Origin of the sequence: Variovorax sp. R-27, from assembly GCF_049913215.1 — a bacterium.
Classification (GTDB): domain Bacteria; phylum Pseudomonadota; class Gammaproteobacteria; order Burkholderiales; family Burkholderiaceae_C; genus Variovorax.
In genome coordinates this window covers 1,967,130-1,983,402 of the sequence record NZ_CP183984.1, presented here as the reverse complement: position 1 = coordinate 1,983,402, position 16,273 = coordinate 1,967,130, and the positions used below count along the sequence as shown (strand labels likewise).

The window sequence follows — 16,273 nt, the reverse complement described above, 5'->3', positions numbered from 1 at the left end:
ATTCGCCTCAGGCCCTGGCGGGCCGTCCGTCCCAGGTCTGCGGCCCGACACCGCGCTCACGCAGCTTGAACTTCTGCACCTTGCCGTTCTCGGTGCGCGGCAAGTCGGCCAGCAGGTCGATGTATCGCGGCACGGCGAAGTACGGCAGGCGCCCTTCGCAAAAGCGCGCAAGCTCGGCGGGATCGATCGACACGCCCTCGCGCGCCACCAGCGCGGCCATCACCTCGTCTTCGGCCAGCTCGGAGCGCACCGGGTACACCGCGCACGAGGCCACGCCCGGGTGGCTCAGCAGCACCTGCTCGACCTCGAACGAGGAGATGTTCTCGCCACGCCGGCGGATCGCGTCCTTGATGCGGTCGACAAAGCGGAATGCGCCGTCGGCATCGCGCACCACACGGTCACCGGTGTGAAACCAGAGATTGCGCCAAGCCTCGACTGTCTTCTCCGGCATGTTGAAGTAGCCGCTCGCGAAGGCATACGGCTCATCCGCGCGCAGCAGCAGTTCGCCCGCTTCGCCGGGCGGCAGCGTCACGTCGTCTTCATCGGCCACGCGCGCCTGGAAGCCCGGGCGCAGCCAGCCCATGACACCGCCGCGCGGCGAATCGGGCGTGGTGGCGATGGCGAAATTGGTTTCCGTCGAACCGTAGCCTTCGAGCAGCGACACGCCTGTGCGCGCCTTGAACGCAGCGCCTGCGGCAGACGGCACGCCGGGCCCCAGCCCGATGCGCACGCGGTGGTCGCGCTCCCCAGGGCCTTCCGGCTGCGCGAGCAGGATCGGCACCATCGCGCCCAGCAGATACACCACCGTCGCCCCGCTCGAGCGCATCGTCGGCCAGAAGCCCGAGGCCGAGAAGCGCGACTCGAACACCACTTGTGCGCCCGTCAGCGCGGCCTGCACGAAGGTGTTGAGCGCGTTGATGTGAAAGAGCGGCAGCGTGGTGCACAGCACGTCGTCGGCGCCGACGCCGAGCACTTCAGCGCTGTTCACGCCCCACCAGAAATACTGCGCATGCGGGCAGATCACACCCTTGGCCGGCCCCGTGGTGCCGGAGGTGTAGAGGATCGCGAGCGGGTCGCCGGGCTGCACCGCAGCCGGATCAACGGGCTCCCCGCCCTCGGGATACGCCACGACGCGCACACCTTCAGGCGCTCGCCACGCATTGGATGCAGCTTCCCCAACCACCCAGACCTCGCGCAACGCAGTGCGCGTCAGGTCTGCCGTCGCGAGCCGCTCCAGGAAGCCCGCCTCGATCACCAGCAACTTCGCCTCGCTGTTCGCCAGGAAGTATTCGATCTGCGGCCCCATCGACGCCGTGTTGACCGGCACCATCGATGCCCCCAACCAGCCTGCACCGAGAAAGCTTTCGAGAAACTCGACACGGTTTCCGCACATCACCGCAATACGGTCGCCGCGTACCACGCCAGCCGCCGCCAATGCCCCAGCACGCACAGCCGCAGCCCGCGCCGCATCGCCATGCGTCCACTCGCTCCCCGCGATCCGCAGCAACGCACGCGAGCCGAACAGCCCGGCCTGCCGCCGCAGTATCGCCGGCAGCGTGCGCAGGGCGGGCGGTACGGCGCGCGGGTCACTCGTCATCGTGCGTGCCTCCGCCGAGGTAGGTGGCCTGCACCCGCGGGTCGCTGGCCAGCTCGGCCGAAGCACCCGACAGCGCAATCTCGCCCGTCTCCAGCACATAGCCCTCGTCCGAGCTTTCGAGCGCGGCGCGCGCGTTCTGCTCCACCAGCAGGATCGACACGCCGTCTTCCCGCAGCTTGCGCACGATGGTCAGAATGTCGCGCACGATCAGCGGCGCCAGCCCGAGGCTGGGCTCGTCGAGCATCAGCAGGCGCGGCGCCGACATCAGCGCGCGCCCCACCGCCAGCATCTGCCGTTCGCCACCCGACAGCGTGTCCGCGCGCTGCGAGCGCCGTTCCGCCAGCCGCGGAAAGCGGTCGTACACCGACTGCAGCCGCTTCTTCATTGCATCGCCGCGCAGCCGCTTGGCGTACGCACCGAGCTGCAGGTTGTCGAGCACGGTGAGCTCGCCGAACAGCTCGCGCTTCTCGGGCACGAGGCACAGGCCGCGCTCCACGCGCGCTTCCACGTCCAATCCCTGCAGGTCTTCGCCTTCGAAGCGCAGCGTGCCCTTGCAGGGCAGCAGGCCCATGGCCGCGGCCAGCAGCGTGGTCTTGCCCGCGCCGTTCGGCCCGATCACCGAAATGATCTGGCCCGGCTGCAAGTCGAGCGACACTCCGCGCACCGCCTCGACCTGCCCGTACGACACATGCAGATCGCCGATCTCCAGCATCGCGGTCATACAACGCTCCCCAGGTAAGCCGCCTGCACACGCTCGTCCGCGCGCACCGCCGACGGCACGCCCTCCACGAGCTTGGAGCCGAAGTTCATCACCACCAGCCGGTCCACCAGTTTCATCACGAAGTCCATGTCGTGTTCGACGATGAGGATGGTCACGCCCTCCTCGCGCAGCTTGCGCAGCAAATCGCCGAGTGCCATCTTTTCCTTGCGGCGCAGGCCGGCAGCCGGCTCGTCGAGCACCAGCAGCACGGGGTCGGCGGCCAGAGCGCGCGCAATTTCCAGGATGCGCTGCGTGCCCAGCGGCAGGCTGCCCGCCAGTTCGTGCGCGCGGTCGCCCAGGCCGATGCGGTCGAGCTGGCGCTGCGCCTCCTGCAGGATCTGGCTTTCCTCCGTGCGATCGAGCCGCAGCCCCGCCTTCAGGATGCCCGAGCGCGTGCGCGAGTGCGCACCCAACGCCACGTTGTCCAGCAGGCTCATGTGCGGGCGCAGCTTCACGTGCTGGAAGGTGCGCGCCAACCCCAGCCGCGCCACCTCGCGCTGCGGCATGCCCGCGATGTCGTGGTCCAGGAAGCGCACCTGGCCTGCGCTCATCGGCAGCGTGCAGGTCAGCAGGTTGAACATGGTCGACTTGCCTGCACCGTTGGGCCCGATCAGCCCGACGATCTCGCCGGCCTTCACGTCGAAGCTCACGTCGTTCACCGCAACCAGCCCGCCGAAACGCTTGACCGCACCATTCACCGACAACACCTGCGAGCCGCGTTCGGGCAGCGTGCGATGCGGCAACGGTTCGACCGGCGGCGCCTCGTGGCGCGACGGCCCTTGCGAACCGCCACGACGGCGCGTCCAGCGGCGCAGCAGGCCCATCACGCCGCCGCGCGCAAAGTGCAGCAGCAGAATGAACAGCGCGGCGAAGGCCACGGCCTCCAGCTGGCCGGCGCGTTGCGTGAGCATCGGCAGCACGTCTTGCAGGCCGTTCTTCAGCACCAGCACCAGCGCGGCGCCAACCAGCGCACCACCCAACTGACCGAGACCGCCGGCCACCGCCATCAGCAGGTACTCGATGCTGGCGCGCACGTCGAAGGGCGACGGGCTCACGAAGCGGTTCATGTGCGCATAGAGCCAGCCCGCCAGCCCCGCGAACAGCGCGGCTGTGACGAACAGCGACAGCCGCACGCGGTACGCATCCGCCCCCACGCTCGCCAGCAGCGTCGCACCGCCGCGCAGTCCGCGAATCGCGCGACCCGGCCGCGACTGCAGCAGGTTGTGGCTGAACAGGCAGGCCAGACCGACGACCACCCAGATCAGGTAGTACATCGCGCGCGGGTCGGCCAGCGACCAGCCCGCGACCTGCAGCGCCGGAATGTTCGACAGCCCCGTGTGCCGACCGAGCGCATCGACGTTGCCGAACAGCATCGCGATCGACAGCCCCCAAGCGATGGTGCTCAACGGCAGAAAGTGCCCGCCGAGCCGCAGTGTGAGCATGCCGATGGCAAGCGCCGACAGCCCCGTGAGCAGCAGCGCGAACAGCAGCCCGATCCAGGGCGACATGCCCTGCGTGGTCGTGAGCCACGCCGTGGCATAAGCCGCGATGCCCACGAAGGCCGCCTGCCCAAACGATGTGGCGCCGCCCACGCCCGTGAGCAGCACAAGGCCCAGCGCCACCAGCGCGCCGATGCCGATGTCGTTGAGCAGCGAAACGGTGAAGCTGCCCGCCAGCACCGGCACCAGTGCCAGCACGACGACGAGCCCGGCGATCCACGCCCGGTGCTTGTTGCGGTTGGCGTTCATTGGTCCACCTCGTCTTCTTCCTCTTCGGCATGCGTGGCCATGAAAGACCGCAGCATGAGCACCGGAATCAGCAGGCTGAACACGATCACGTCTTTCAGCGCACCGCTCCAGAACGAGGCAAAGCTCTCCACCACGCCAACCGCGAGCGCGCCAATGGCCGTCATCGGGTAGCTCACGAGCCCGCCGATGATCGCGGCCACGAAAGCCTTCAGGCCGATGATGAAGCCCGAGTCGTAATACATCGTCGTCACAGGAGCGATCAGCACGCCGATCAGCCCCGCCAGCAGCGAGGCGCAGCCGTACGCCAGCAGCGCCGTGCGCACCGGCCGGATACCGACCAGCCGCGCGCCCACCCGGTTCACGGCCGTGGCGCGCAGCGCCTTGCCTGCCACCGTGCGCTCGAACACCAGGAAGAACAGCCCGCTCAACACGATGGCCGCTCCCACCATCAACACCACCTGCCCGCTGACCGTGAAGCCATCACCCAGCGTGAACACGGCGCTGGTCAGCGGCGTGGTGCGCGAACCCTCGGGTCCGAAGAACAGCAGGCCCAGCCCCGACAGCAAAAAGTGCAGCGCCAGCGACACGATCAGCAGCACCAGCACCGATGCATCCGCGATCGGCTGGAACACCACCCGCGCCAGCAGCGGCGCGATGGGCACCACCAGCAGCACCGCCACCGCGATGTGCACCGCCACCGGCACGCCCGGCCGCGCCGCCAGCCATGCGAGCACGCACGGAATGGCGGGCAGCACACCCCACATCAGCACCGCCTTCGGAATGCGCGCGGCCTCGCCGCGACGCAGTAGGCTGCCGATCTCGGTGGCCAGGGCCAGTGCGGCCAGCACCGCGACCATGCCGATGGTCGGTGGCACTCGGTCGGTTTCGAAGGCCGCGAGCGACAGGGCCGCAAAGGCCGCGATGTCGCCGAACGGCACGAACACCACCCGCGTGACGGAAAAGATCAACACCAGCCCCAGCCCGGCCAGCAGATAGACGGCCCCGTTGGCCAGGCCGTCGGTGAGGAGAATCAGCGCCACGTCCCATGTCATCGCGCGGCCCTCCGGAAAGACAAAGGCGAGAGGTTCAAGGTGCGAGCTTCCATTGGCCGTTGTCGAGCTTGACGATCACGCGGGCGCGTTCGTCCACGCCGTAGAGACTGCCGGGCTTGAAGGTGTAGACGCCGTGCGTGCCCACCACTTCCTTCGTGCTGAAGATGGCATCGCGCAGCGCCACGCGGAACTCGGGCGTGCCTGGCTCCGCCTTCTTCATGGCGCGCGAGGCGGCATCGACGAACACCAGCCAGCCGTCGAACGAGTAGGCCGAAAAGGCGTCGCTGGTCGGTGCGTTGTTGACCTTCTGGAACACGGCGCGGAAGTCGGTCGCGATCTTCTTGGTCGGGTAGCTGTCCGGCAATTGCTCGGCCACGATCACCGGGCCGGTGGGCATCAGCGCGTTCTGGCCGGCCGCGCCGACCACGCGCACGAAGTCGGGGTTGATCAGGCCGTGCTGGCCGTACACGCCGCCCTTGAAGCCGCGCTCCTGCAGCGCGAGAAACGGCAGCGCCCCCGGCGTGCCGGCGCCGCCGGTCATCACCGCGTCGGGCCGCAGCGCCACGATCTTCAGCACCTGCCCCGTCACCGAGGCGTCGGCACGCGCATAGCGCTCGTTGCTCACCACCTTGATACCTGCGCCGGGCGCGGCCTTCATCAGCGCGTCGTAGACCAGGTCGCCCCAGGCGTCGGAAAAGCCGATGTATCCCACGGTCTTCACGTTGTTGCGCTTCATGCGCTCGACGACCGCGTCGATCATCAACTGCGTCGGCTGCGCCACCGTCATCACCCAAGGGTTCTCGTTGGGGTCGAGCAGGATGGGCGTGAGGCCGATCATCGGCGTCTTCGCTTCCTTGCCCACCTGCGCCATCGCAATGGCGGCCGGCACGCCCGATGTGCCCATGAGCACGTCGACCTTCTCTTCCTCGATCAGCTTGCGCGCGTTGCGCCCGGCCGTGGTCGGGTCGGAGCCATCATCAAGAACGACCAACTGGATCTTGCGGCCGTTCACCTCGCCCTTGTAGGCCAGCGCGGCCTGCATGCCCTTGGCATAGGGCACGCCCAGCGAGGAGTTCGGCCCCGACAGCGACACGCTGAGGCCGACCTTGAGGTCGGCCGCGAACGCGCTCGCTATGCCACAGGCGGTCAGCGCCGCGGCGAGGGTGCCGCGCGTCAGGATCTGCATCAGGCTCTTCATGTCGTAGCTCCGGTGAGGATTGTTGGAATGGACAGGTGGGTAACTCAGATGAACAACTGGATGGCCGGCAACGCGCGCGGGGCGTTGAGCAGGTCGACGCGCTTCTCGCGGATCAGCCAGCCGGTGGAGGTGCGAACAAGGTGATGGCGGGCGGTGCCGCTCAGCAGGATCTGGTCTTCGCCGCGCGCCTCGACGTAGAGGAACGGCGTGCGCAGCCATGCTTCATCGCCCTCCTCGCGCTCGATGCGAGAAGGCTGCAGCACATGCTGGCTGTGGCTCGCAGGATGCTGCGAATGCGCGCGCGGGTTCTTGAGGCGGTCGACGCGCAGCTGCAGCAGCAGCCGGTCTTCATAGGCCAGCGAGTTGTGCGAGAACGGGTCGGCCTGCGCCGCACCGAGCAGCGGCACCCAGTAGTGGCCGTCTTCGGCGAACAGGGCCAACCAGTCATCGAGCCGCCGCTCGTCGAGCAGCGCCGCCTCATGGGCGACGAAATCGCGCGGGTCCGTCATGCCGCAGCCTCCATGCCCGCCGCCATGGACTTCGCCCAGGCGCGGAACTGGTTGCGCATCAGCAGTTCGTTGGTGCCGTTGGTGGTGACCGTGGTTTGCTGCGTCTCGGCCGGGTCGTAGTTGCGGTGCAGGCTTACCCACTCGTTGCCGCCGGCGCGCAGGCCCTGCTGGATGCTCTCGAACAGGTGCACGTCGTCGTGCGCGACCACCGACATCGGCGAGAACACGAGGCGGTTGTAGCTCATGGCACGCTCGAACAGCAGCGCGGGCGCGCCCGCCGCGCGGAAGCTCCAGGCCTCGATAAGCGTGCGGTTGGCCGCCAGCGGGCGAATCACGCGAACGGCCTGCGGCGAGCCCTTGACCGACAGGCTCGGATAGAAGACCGAGTTCTGCGGCGAGCGCTGCAATATCTCGGTGGCCCGCGCCTCGCCGTGCGCGGCGCGCATCGCGGCTTCGTACTCGGGCAACTGCGCGTAGTTGGAGTGGATGCTGAAGTTCACCCCCAGCACGCTGTGCCCGTTGGCGAACACGCGGCCGCCCATCTTGTCGAAGAACTCGTAGCCCGAGCCGAAGGGCAATATCTGCTCCATCGCCATCGGCTTGGGGTCCGTGGGCGCATGGCCTTCCCACAGCGCCTCGGCCGCCTTGGTAGCCGACTCGTGCGTCGACATCGGGTGCACCGTGTCGTTGATGTTCTCCAGGTACATCTTCCAGTTGCAGTGGACGATGTTGCGCAGCACACCTCCACCCACTGTCAGCCTGCCTTCGGGCGAGCGGTCGACCATGTTGTCGATGGCGCCCAGCACCTCGCCGAAGTAGTCCTCGAACGAAGGCCCGGTGTCAGACAACCGCACGAACACGAAGTCGCGGTACACCTTCACGTGCTTCACCACCGACAGCCCCTGCCCCGATTCGCAGGCCTTGAGCTGCGTGCCCTCGTAGCCGTTCTTCAGCGGCAGCCCGAGCGGCGCGCCGTCGAGCTTGTAGGTCCACGCGTGGTACGGGCAGCGGAAGAACCGGCCGGTGTTGCCGCTCTCATCCGTCACCAGTTGCGTACCCTTGTGGGCGCAACGGTTGTAGAGCACGTGCACATCGCCATCGGGCTGGCGCACCATCAGCAGCGGCCGTCCCGCGATGTCCTGCGTGACGAAGTCGCCGGCCTCGGGCACCTGGCTCGCGTGGCCGAGGAAGACCCAGGTGTTGGCGAACAGGTTCTCCTGTTCCAGCGCGAAAAGCTCCTCGCTGAGGTACAGGTCGCGGTGCACCCGGTCGTCCTGCACCAGCGCCGCGACGAGATCGGGGCGGTTGCGATAGATGGTCATGGCGATGTGCTCGGTGGTTCGGCGGAAACTACGGAACCAGCTTCCACTGGCCCTTTGTCATCTGCACGATGACCACGCCGCGCTGGTCGGAGCCATAGCGGTCGTCGGGCTTGAAGGTGTAGATGCCGTGCGTGCCCACCAGCTCCTTCGTGCTCACGATGGCGTCGCGCAGCGCCGTGCGGTACTGCGGCGTGCCTGGCTCGCCCTTGGTGCGCGAGGCCGCATCGGCCAGCAGCAGGTAGGCGTCGTAGGTGTACGACGAGAAGGCATCCGTCGGCACCGCGCCATTGACCTTCTGGTAGGCGTTGCGAAAGCCCATCGACACCTTCTTGATCGGGTTGCTGTCGGGCAACTGGTCGGCCACCAGCACCGGTCCGCTGGGCACCTGCAGGCCTTCGATGGAAGCGCCGCCCACGCGCACGAAGTCGGCGTTGATGAGGCCGTGCGTGCCGTAGATCTTGCCCTTGTAGCCACGCTCGGCCAGCGCGATGTAGGGCAGCGCGCCGGGCGTGCCCGAGTTGCCGGCGAACACTGCATCAGGCCGCGACGCGACAATCTTCAGAACCTGCCCGGCCACGGACGAATCGCTGCGCGCATAGCGCTCGTTCGCCACCACCTTGATGCCGGCGGCGTCGGCGCTCTTCACCAGCGAGTCGTAGGCCAGGTCACCCAGTGCGTCCGAGAAGCCGATGAAGGCCACCGTCTTCACGCCCGACTTCTTCATGCGCTCGACCACGCCAGCGACCATGAGCGGGAACGGCTGCGACACCGTCACCGTCCACGCGCCCTCGGGGCCGGCGATGGTGACCGGCGTGGGCGAGATCAATGGCGTGTTCAGTTCCCTGGCCACCGCTGCGATGGCCATGGCGCCTGGCACGCCGGAGGTTCCGATGAGCACGTCGACCTTGTCTTCGGTCACCAGCTTGCGTGCGTTGCGCCCGGCTGTGGTGGGATCAGAAGCGTCGTCGAGCACGATCAGCTGTACCTTGCGACCGGCAATCTCCGGGTGCTCGGCAATGGCGGCCCGGATGCCCTTTTCGTAAGGAATCCCGAGCGCGGCCACGGGGCCCGAGAGCGAGCTGATGAAGCCGATCTTCAGGTCAGCCGCCATGGCCTGCGAAGCTGCCAGCGCAAGCGCTGTTGCGCCAAGAATGTGGGTTAGCTTGTTCTTCATCTCAGGGCACCAGCTTCCATTGACCCTTTTCGAGCTTCACGACAACGCGCGAGCGGTCATCCGAACCATAGCGGTCGGTCGGCTTGAAGTTGTAGACCGAATGCGTGCCCACCAGCTCCTTGGTGCTCACGATGGCATCACGCAGCGCCAGCCGGAATTGCGGAGTGCCAGGCTCAGCCTTGCTGGCCAACGCGCGTTGCGCAGCGTCGAGATAGATCAGCCACGCATCGAAGCTGTAGGCCGAGAAGGTGTCGGTGGGCGCTGCGCCGTTGGCCTTCTGGTAGGCGGCGCGGAAGTCCATCGCGATCTTCTTCATCGGGTTGTTGTCGGGCAGCTGCTCGGCCACCACCACCGGGCCCGTGGGCGCCAGCAGGCCTTCGACCGACGGGCCACCAACGCGGATGAAGTCGGGGTTGATCAGCGAATGCATGCCGTAGATCTTTCCCTTGTAGCCGCGCTCGGTCAGCGCGAGGTACGGCAACGCACCGGGCGTTCCCGACGCACCGGTGATCACCGCGTCGGGGCGCAGCGCCACGATCTTCAGCACCTGGCCGGCCACCGACGAATCGCTGCGCGCATAACGCTCGTTCGACACCACCTTGATGCCTGCCGTGGGCGCCGACTTCATGAGCGCGTCGTACACCAGGTCGCCCCAGGCGTCGGAGTAGCCGATGTAGGCCACCGTCTTCACGCCGGCCTGCTTCATCTTCTCGACCATCGCGCCCATCATCAGCGGCGCGGGCTGCGGCAGCGTCACCATCCATGCGCCCTCTTCGCCGGCCAAGTCGGCATTGGCGATGGAGATCAGCGGGGTCTTGGTTTCACGCGCCACGCCGGCAATGGCCAGCGAGCCCGGCGCTCCGGCCGTGCCGATGATGACGTCGACCTTGTCTTCCTCGATCAGCTTGCGCGCATTGCGTGCGGCCGTGGACGGGTCTGACGCATCGTCGAGCTGGATCACCTGGACCTTGCGGCCTGCGACCTCCGACTTGTAGGCGACTGCCGCCTTCATGCCCTTGTCGTACGGAATGCCGAGCGACGACACCGGCCCCGACATCGAAGTGATGAAGCCGACCTTGAGATCGGCGGCCCACGCGCCCGCGGCGCTCAGCGCGCCGAGGCCCGCGGCAATGGCCGCGAGTGTGCGAATTCGGTTCAGGACTTTCATGGCGAGGCTCCAGAGGTGGTTTTGGATGAACGTGAGGAAAGCAAAAAACTCAGAGGGCGAGACTTCCGACGCTGGTGCCGCCGCACACATACAGCACCTGGCCCGTGACGAAGCTGTTCTCGGCATCGGCGAAGAAACGCACGGCGCGTGCCACATCGGCCGATTCACCGAGGCGCTTGACGGGAACCGAGGCTGCAAGCGCTCGTTCCTTCTCGCTGCCGGCCTCGACCACGTCGTAGAACATGTCGGTACGGATCGGCCCCGGCGCCACCACGTTCACCGTGATGCCGTCAGCGGCAAGCTCCAGCGCCCAGGTGCGCGCCATGCCCAGCATGCCGGCCTTGGTGGCCGAGTAGCTGGTGCGCGTGGCCAGCCCTAGCGCGGCGCGTGACGACAGCAGCACCACGCGGCCGAAGCGCTGCGCACGCATCGCGGGTAGCGCACCTTGCACGAGCTGAATGGCACAGCCCAGGTGCAGGTCGACCAGTGCGTCGAGGTCGTCGAGCTTCACTTCGGGCAACAGCGCGGCGCGGATGACGCCTGCGTTGTGGACGATGGTGGTCGGCGCGAAGCGTTCGACCAGTTCGCGCACCGCCTCGCCCGTGGCGGCGCGGTCGCTCAGGTCGACCTCGATGCTATGCAGCTTCGGGTGGTCGATCTCGGCCTTGCGGCGCGCGAGCGACACCACCTCGTAGCCCTGCGCGAGCAGGTCCTCGCAGATCGCCTTGCCGATGCCGGCGCTGCCACCGGTGACGGCCGCGACCTTGGGCGCCGCGCTCATGCCGAGGCTCCCACCAGGGCCAGCACGCGCAGCGGGCTGCCGCTGCCCTTTTCGATCTTCAGCGGCGGGCAGATCAGCACCGCGCCGGCCGGTGGCAGCAGGTCGAGGTTGCTCAGGCACTGCAGCCCGTAGCGGCCCGCGCCGTGCATGTAGTAGTGGCACGGATACGGTGGCCGCAGGTGATAGCCCTGCCCCGCGTCGGTGCCGATGGCTTCGGAGCCGAAGCCCAGCACGTCGCGCTGCTCGACCAGGAAGCGCACGGCCTCGGTGCTCGGGCCCGGCGTGTGCTGGCCGGTTTCGTCGAAGTTCTGGTAGGCCTCGGGGTCGCTGCGCTTGGACCAGTCGGTGCGCATCAGCACCCACGCGCCCTTCGGAATGCGGCCATGCGCCGCCTCGTAGCGCTCGATGTCGGCCACGCTCAGCAGGTAGTCGTCGTTCGACTGCACATCGGCCGAACAATCGATCACGCAGGCCGGCGCCACGAAGTGCTGTACGGGAATGGTGTCGACCGAGTTGTTCGGCAGGTCGCGGCCCGAGATCCAGTGGATCGGCGCGTCGAAGTGCGTGCCGGTATGTTCGCCGCAGGAAAAGTTGTTCCAGTACCAGCCCGGGCCACGCTCGTCGTACTTCGACACTTCCTCGATGCGGAAGGGCCAGCATTGGCCCATCTCGGGCGGTAGCGCGATCTGCGGGAACTCGGGCGTGAGCGTCTGCGTGAGGTCGATCACGCGGATGCGGCCACTGGCCATCGCGGTCACCAGGCCGCCGAGGATTTCGGCGGCGGACATCAGTTCGGTTGTCGTGGTCATTCGTATGGCTCCTGTCTCAGCCGCCGGCCGCGAGCTCGCGCTCGAGCACCTTGGGGTTGTCGCGCCAGCGCTCCAGCCACTCCTGCGCCACGTCACCGGGGTAGACGTCTTCCACGCCGTCGCGCAGCGCCTTCACGATGGCATTGGCCAGCGCGGCGGGTGCGAGCTTGGGTGGCGGCGTGTGCTGGTTCCATTCGTCGTCGATGGGCCCCGGGAACACATTGATCACGCGGATGCCGGCCGGCCGCATCTCGGCACGCAGGCACTGCGCGAGCGAGTGCGCTGCGGCTTTCGACGCGCTGAAGGTGCCGTGCGGCGGGAAGTTGCTGAGCGCGTAGATCGACAGCAGGTTGACCCAGGCTGTCGCGCCGGTTACGCCGTCGGCCGAGCGGCCCTTCAGCGCGGGGCCGAACTCCTGCGCCAGACGAAGCAGGCCGAAGTAGTTGATGTCCATCTCGGCCTTGGCCACGTCGGTGCCGCGCCGCGCGCCGATGCCGAAGGTGCGGTGCACCTCGGCGTTGTTGATCACGATGTCGACCTTGCCGCCGATGGAGCCCGCAAGCTCGGTCACCTGGCGGCCGTTGGTCAGATCGAGCGGCACCAGCGTGACTTGTGGCAGCGCCGAGATGTCGTCGAGCCCGTCGCCCATCTTCTTCCAGGGCTCGGCATGGCCGACCCAGACGATGTCGGCGCCAGCCTTCACCAGCGCGCGCACGATGGCCTGGCCGGTCTCGGTCTTGCCGTCTGTCACCAGCGCCTTGCGGAACTTGGGGTCGCTGGTCATTTCGCGAAGCATCTTGTCGTCGGCCATATGGGCACTCCCTTCATTCGGAAAACCAATGAGAACGGCCTGCCCCGCGCGGTCGAGCCGGGCGCCGACACGCACTCGCTGCGGCGCATCACCAACCTCACCATGCAGGTGGACCATGAGCGTCGGGCCGGCATCGAGGTGCACCAGGCCTAGCCGCCAGGGCAGCCGCTCGCGGAAGAACAGGTCGTTGCTGTGGTGCAGCGTGGTGCTGCCGAGCAGCTCCCCCTCGCCGCTCTGCTGGCGCCAGCGCAGCGCAGCCGAGAGGCATTTGTGGCAGACCTCGCGCGGCGGGTACTGCACGGTGCCGCAGTCCTCGCAGGTCTGCAGTTCGAAGCGGCCTTCGGCGGCAGCAGCCGTGAGGCCGAGCGCCACGCGGCCGCGCGCACCGGGCGGCAGGTTCATCTGCCGGGTGCGCAGCACCGGGTTCTTGCGCGGGGGGCGCATCATCGGCATGGTCATAGCGCCTCCGCCGGGCCGCCCCAAGGCAGGCGCGCGGCCCCCTCGGGGGGCAGTGCAGCCGCGAAGCGGCAAACGTGGGGGTACATCATTCAGGTCTCCCCAGGATGACGGCGCCTGTGCACAGGCAGCGGTCGTAGGTCACCATGCCGAAGCCGGCGACCAGGCCCAGCTGTGCATCGGGCACGGTGCGTGGGCCTGCTTGATCAGTCAGTTGGCGGATCGCCTCGACCATGCCGAGGAATCCGCCCGCCGCGCCGGCCTGTCCGGCCGAGAGCTGCCCGCCGCTCGTGTTGTTCGGAAAGCTGCCGTCGAAGGTCATGGTGTGCGACTGCACGAAGGCCGGGCCCTCGCCCTTCTCGCAGAAGCCCAGGTCCTCGAACTGCATCATCACGATGACGGGGTAGTCGTCGTAGGTCTGCACGAAGTCGAGCTCGGTGGGCTGGATGCCGGCCTGCGCATACAGGTCGTCGCGGTCCTTGCGCCATCCGCCCTGCACCATCACGGGGTCTTCGGCGTAGGCGTTGTGGCGCTCGATGGCGCCGCGGATCACGACGTGCGCCAGGCCCAGGTCGCGCGCGCGCTCCTCGCTCATCACGAGGAAGGCATCGGCGCCCGCACAGGGCATCACGCAGTCGAACAGGTGGATCGGGTCGGAGATGGGCCGCGCGGCCATGTACTCGTCGAGCGTCAAGCCCTTCTTGAACATCGCGTTCGGGTTGCCGAGCGCGTTGGTGCGCTGGTCGACGCAGATGCGGCCGAAGTCTTCGCGCTTCGCGCCGTAGGTGCGCATGTAGTTGGCGGTGATGAACGCGAAGATCGAGTTCGGGCCGCCAGAGCCGTAGGGGTAGCTGGCATCGCGCGCGAAGTTGCTGAAGCTGCCCAGCGTCTGTCGGAAAGAATCGACGTGGTTGGTGTCGGCACCCACGCAAGCCACGATGTCGGCATCGCCCGCCTGCACCGCCCGCGCCGCGCGGCGCAGGCACATCACGCCAGATGCACCGCCGGTAGGCACATGGTCGAGCCAGCGAGGCGACAGGCCCAGGTGCTGCGTGACGCCCACCGCCGTGTCGGGCGCGAGCGAGAAGCTGCTGAGGCACAGGCCGTCGATCTGCTCCTTGGCCACGCCGCTGGCATCGACCAGCGCCTCGATGGCCTGGCCGATGAACCAGTGCGCGGTGCGCGTGGAGTAGCGCACGTAGGGCACGGTCACGGGCACCGCGACCGCGACGCCTTCGTAGGAGAGCCGTCGTTTCGTCGTCATGCCTGCCTCTTCTTCATGGCGCGTGTGTCGACGCAATGGCCCTGGCCCGGCAGCGACTGCGCCATTTCGCGCAGCTGGCCGCGCTGGATCTTCTGCGAAGGCGTGAGCGGCAGCGCATCGACGAAGGCCACGTAGCCGGGTGCCTTGTAGTACGCCAGTTGGGCCAGTGCGTGTTCGACGATGCTGGCGGCGATCTGCACGCGCTGCGAGGCATCGACGCCTTCGCGCATCACGATGCAGGCCAGCACCTCGTCACCGCGCACCGCATCGGGCGTGGCTGCTACGGCCGAAGTCTTCACCGCCGGGTGCTGGTTGAGCACGCTCTCGACCTCGACGGCCGAGATGTTCTCGCCGCTGCGGCGGATCACGTTCTTCTTGCGGTCGACGAAGAAGAAGTTGCCCTCGGCGTCGCGGCGCACCAGGTCGCCGGTGTGGAACCACCCGTCGGCCCAGGCTTCGCGCGTGGCCTCCTCGTCCTTCAGGTAGCCGGAGAAGAAATAGCGCTTCGGGTCGTTGCCGGCCGAACGCACCAGCAGTTCGCCCGGTGCATCGACGCCGACGTCGCTGCCATCCTCACCCATGAGGCGAATCTCGACGAAATCTTCCTGCCGCCCGAAACAGCTGGTGCCCACGAGGCGCGGCTCGCGGTTGGCCATGATGCAGGCGGCTGCGCCGGTCTCGGTCATGGCCCAGGCCTCGACCAGCGGGAAGCCGAAGCGCTCTTCGAAGGGCGCATGGTTCTTGCGGTCGACACCGGCGCCAAAGCCCCAGCAGATGGCGTGATCGCGGTCGGCCGCCGACTGTGGCGCGGACAGCAGCATGGCCGGCATCACGCCGAGGTAATGCACGATGGTCGCACCGCTTTCCTTCGCACTCGCCAGCCAGGTCTTCGGATGAAAGCGGTCAAGCTGCACCAGGCAACCGCCCGCAACCAGCACCACCATGGTGGAGAAGGCCATTGCGTTCATGTGGTTCAGCGGCAGCGGCGTGATGACGCGCTCTGCATCGGGCCTGATGCTGCACACACCATCGAGCGCCGCATACCACTCGCCCGCACGCAGGAAGTAGGCGTTGCTCAGGATGCAGCCCTTGGGCCGGCCCGTGGTGCCCGAGGTGTAGAGCAGGCCGCATTCGGTGTCGGCGCCCACGGGCTCATCGGCGCGCGGTGCGGTGGTCTTCGCTGGCGGCACTGCGTCTTCAGGCCTCATCGTCTCGAAAGCCACGCCCGCCTGCGCCGCCGCGGCACGCAGGTCGGCCGCGCGCGCCGGCAGCGTCACGGCCAGGCCGATCTCGCTGTGGCCGATCAGGTAGACCAGCTCGGCCGAGCGCATCTCGGCGTTGATCGGCACCACGCTCACGCCCAAGGCATTCAGCGCGAGCCAGTGGAAGATGAAGGCAGGCCGGTTCTCCAGCAACAAGCCGACGCGGTGGCCGTGCCCGTAGCCGGCTTGCGCATAGGCCGCCCGCAGGCGTTCGATCTGTGCGGCAGCCTCGCCCCAGCGGATGGCGCCTGCTTCGATGCCATAGGCGGCCGCAGTCACCGATTCGGTGAACAGGAATTCGGCTTGCGGCGTGCGCGCCGCGGTGGCCGCAAAGACTTGATGGACGGTGGCGTGTGGCATCT

General features: G+C 67.8%; 14 protein-coding genes. All 14 read right to left on the bottom strand.

The features are described from left to right. Window positions 1-7: 7 nt before the first annotated feature. Window positions 8-1,597 carry an ATP-dependent acyl-CoA ligase gene (locus ACN9MV_RS08945; RefSeq protein WP_426391871.1) on the bottom strand — a complete coding sequence of 530 codons (1,590 nt, stop codon included), beginning with the start codon at window positions 1,595-1,597 and terminating at the stop codon, window positions 8-10. Continuing rightward, window positions 1,587-2,318 (bottom strand): ABC transporter ATP-binding protein, encoded by a 732-nt coding sequence (locus tag ACN9MV_RS08940; RefSeq protein WP_007831224.1) that lies wholly within the window; start codon window positions 2,316-2,318, stop codon window positions 1,587-1,589. Before ACN9MV_RS08940 ends, ACN9MV_RS08945 begins: the two co-directional genes overlap by 11 nt. Next, window positions 2,315-4,105 carry an ATP-binding cassette domain-containing protein gene (locus ACN9MV_RS08935; RefSeq protein ID WP_426391870.1) on the bottom strand — a complete coding sequence of 597 codons (1,791 nt, stop codon included), beginning with the start codon at window positions 4,103-4,105 and terminating at the stop codon, window positions 2,315-2,317. Before ACN9MV_RS08935 ends, ACN9MV_RS08940 begins: the two co-directional genes overlap by 4 nt. After that, complete coding sequence (locus tag ACN9MV_RS08930) at window positions 4,102-5,157, bottom strand: branched-chain amino acid ABC transporter permease (RefSeq protein WP_093049773.1); 1,056 nt, start codon at window positions 5,155-5,157, stop codon at window positions 4,102-4,104. The genes ACN9MV_RS08935 and ACN9MV_RS08930 overlap by 4 nt, the downstream gene beginning before the upstream one ends. A 34-nt stretch (window positions 5,158-5,191) precedes the next feature. After that, on the bottom strand, window positions 5,192-6,355 hold the full coding sequence (locus ACN9MV_RS08925) for an ABC transporter substrate-binding protein (protein ID WP_093049770.1): 1,164 nt from the start codon (window positions 6,353-6,355) through the stop codon (window positions 5,192-5,194). 44 nt (window positions 6,356-6,399) lie between these two features. Further along, the gene (locus ACN9MV_RS08920) at window positions 6,400-6,864 is read right to left on the bottom strand and encodes an aromatic-ring-hydroxylating dioxygenase subunit beta (RefSeq protein ID WP_093075471.1); all 465 of its coding nucleotides are present in this window, start codon (window positions 6,862-6,864) and stop codon (window positions 6,400-6,402) included. Continuing rightward, window positions 6,861-8,186 (bottom strand): aromatic ring-hydroxylating dioxygenase subunit alpha, encoded by a 1,326-nt coding sequence (locus ACN9MV_RS08915; protein WP_426391869.1) that lies wholly within the window; start codon window positions 8,184-8,186, stop codon window positions 6,861-6,863. Before ACN9MV_RS08915 ends, ACN9MV_RS08920 begins: the two co-directional genes overlap by 4 nt. Before the next feature lie 28 nt (window positions 8,187-8,214). After that, a complete protein-coding gene (locus ACN9MV_RS08910) occupies window positions 8,215-9,360 on the bottom strand; it encodes an ABC transporter substrate-binding protein (RefSeq protein ID WP_093049760.1) in 1,146 nt (381 codons plus the stop codon). 1 nt (window position 9,361) lies between these two features. Further along, window positions 9,362-10,528 (bottom strand): ABC transporter substrate-binding protein, encoded by a 1,167-nt coding sequence (locus ACN9MV_RS08905; RefSeq protein ID WP_097199744.1) that lies wholly within the window; start codon window positions 10,526-10,528, stop codon window positions 9,362-9,364. A 49-nt stretch (window positions 10,529-10,577) separates the two neighbouring features. After that, entirely contained in the window at window positions 10,578-11,309 is a 732-nt protein-coding gene (locus ACN9MV_RS08900; RefSeq protein ID WP_093075480.1) for an SDR family oxidoreductase, read from the bottom strand. After that, the gene (locus tag ACN9MV_RS08895; protein ID WP_093049750.1) at window positions 11,306-12,118 is read right to left on the bottom strand and encodes a cyclase family protein; all 813 of its coding nucleotides are present in this window, start codon (window positions 12,116-12,118) and stop codon (window positions 11,306-11,308) included. Before ACN9MV_RS08895 ends, ACN9MV_RS08900 begins: the two co-directional genes overlap by 4 nt. Before the next feature lie 16 nt (window positions 12,119-12,134). Further along, a complete protein-coding gene (locus ACN9MV_RS08890; RefSeq protein ID WP_426391868.1) occupies window positions 12,135-13,388 on the bottom strand; it encodes an SDR family NAD(P)-dependent oxidoreductase in 1,254 nt (417 codons plus the stop codon). Window positions 13,389-13,473: 85 nt separating this feature from the next. Then, on the bottom strand, window positions 13,474-14,649 hold the full coding sequence (locus ACN9MV_RS08885; protein ID WP_093172051.1) for a thiolase family protein: 1,176 nt from the start codon (window positions 14,647-14,649) through the stop codon (window positions 13,474-13,476). Continuing rightward, window positions 14,646-16,271, bottom strand: a complete 1,626-nt coding sequence (locus tag ACN9MV_RS08880; protein ID WP_426391867.1) for an AMP-binding protein — start codon at window positions 16,269-16,271, stop codon at window positions 14,646-14,648. Before ACN9MV_RS08880 ends, ACN9MV_RS08885 begins: the two co-directional genes overlap by 4 nt. Window positions 16,272-16,273: the final 2 nt, after the last annotated feature.